This is a genomic window from Acinetobacter sp. ABJ-A23_2 (assembly GCF_044538765.1).
Classification (GTDB): Bacteria; Pseudomonadota; Gammaproteobacteria; order Pseudomonadales; family Moraxellaceae; genus Acinetobacter; species Acinetobacter nosocomialis_A.
In genome coordinates this window covers 1-1297 of record NZ_JBIUCP010000110.1, presented here as the reverse complement: position 1 = coordinate 1297, position 1297 = coordinate 1, and the positions used below count along the sequence as shown (strand labels likewise).

2 protein-coding genes are annotated in these 1297 nt (G+C 30.7%); both read left to right on the top strand.

Going from position 1 to position 1297, the window contains the following annotated elements; all coding sequences use genetic code 11:
• Positions 1-307 precede the first annotated feature (307 nt).
• On the top strand, positions 308-772 hold the full coding sequence (locus tag ACH63V_RS18060; RefSeq protein WP_002050629.1) for a MarR family winged helix-turn-helix transcriptional regulator: 465 nt from the start codon (positions 308-310) through the stop codon (positions 770-772).
• A gap of 177 nt (positions 773-949) precedes the next feature.
• Positions 950-1165 carry a hypothetical protein gene (locus tag ACH63V_RS18055; RefSeq protein ID WP_200028254.1) on the top strand — a complete coding sequence of 72 codons (216 nt, stop codon included), beginning with the start codon at positions 950-952 and terminating at the stop codon, positions 1163-1165.
• Positions 1166-1297 lie beyond the last annotated feature (132 nt).

Sequence of the window (1297 nt, the reverse complement as noted above, 5' to 3'; positions counted from 1 at the left end):
GTTATGACTTTACAGACAAAAAATTTTTATAGAAATGTCACGTTCAAAACAACTTTTTTTTTCTAGGATTCTCATGCAAACAGGTATCGTTCATTTTACGAACAAGCGAGCAGCCAAGTTCAAATAAACGGTAAGAAATAAGTTTTATCAGATTAGCAAAATTTATAGTTTGTCCTTGTTAAATCAAATAATATAAATTTTGCTCATGACTTAAAGTCCTGATATAACTTGCTTAGTGAAACTATATTTTTCAACTATTAAAATTAGTTTCATAAAATGCGATCCACCAAGGTATGGGGAAAAGTCAATGACAAAGAAGTATGCGCGTTTTTTACCTACAACGGAATCTTTCACTCTTGAAGATTTTCCATATTATTGGATTACTCAGGTCCATGCTCAATATGTTCAAAATATTGATAATGCCCTTAAAAAATATGGCTTAGATAACTCACGTCGACGTATTATGCTAGCGCTAAGTAGTAAACCTCACGCTAGCGTGTCTGAACTATCTGACATGATTATTTCAAAGATGTCGACTACAACTAAAATTGTTTATCGCTTAAAAGATGAAGGTTTAGTTGAAACATATTCTTGCCAAACTGATGGTCGTATTACACGTGTATATCTTACTGAACGTGGTACTGAAATGATTAATAAAATTAACGATCTAACCAGTGTCGTACTTGAGCAATCATTTGAAGGTATTACCCCTCTACAGTTAGAAAAAATGATGGAAAGTTTAAAAATGCTTTTAAAAAATCTATCTCGTTAATTTTTTTAAAATTTGTTTAGATTTCAAGCTCTCTTATGAGGGCTTTTTTTATATTTACTGAACAGGACTCAGAACCTAGATTTCACAAAGTAGCCAATTAAACACTATGCTTGTTGACATGTTCTTTCAACTCCAGTAGAAACTCTCTTTTATTATCTACATTGTAATTTTAGGAAAATGGCTAAAAGAAAATATAAAAGTGATAAGTTTCAGGTGCGTCGTATTAATCGCCAATGGTGGGTACTTGAAAAGGACTTAGAAACGAACTGCTATGCTAAGCATGAACAAGTAGCAACAAAAACATTGGCTAATAATTATGCTGATGATTATATAGAGCAATACTATATGAATCTCTATATTCAACAACAGTTGAAAAAACCAGAAACCGTATAAAAAGCCTTTATGGCTTTTTTTATTTATAACTTAAAAATTTAATAAACAGTAAAATAATAAAATTTTTGGCATAAAAAAAACCTACATCTTGGGGAAAATGTAGGCTATAAAATGCACAAAAAGGAATGATAT

What these genes read in the sequence shown, in the direction of transcription:
- ACH63V_RS18060 (WP_002050629.1), top strand. Translation starts at nt 308, where the DNA reads ATGACAAAGAAGTATGCGCGTTTTTTACCTACAACGGAATCTTTCACT.
- ACH63V_RS18055 (WP_200028254.1), top strand. Translation starts at nt 950, where the DNA reads ATGGCTAAAAGAAAATATAAAAGTGATAAGTTTCAGGTGCGTCGTATT.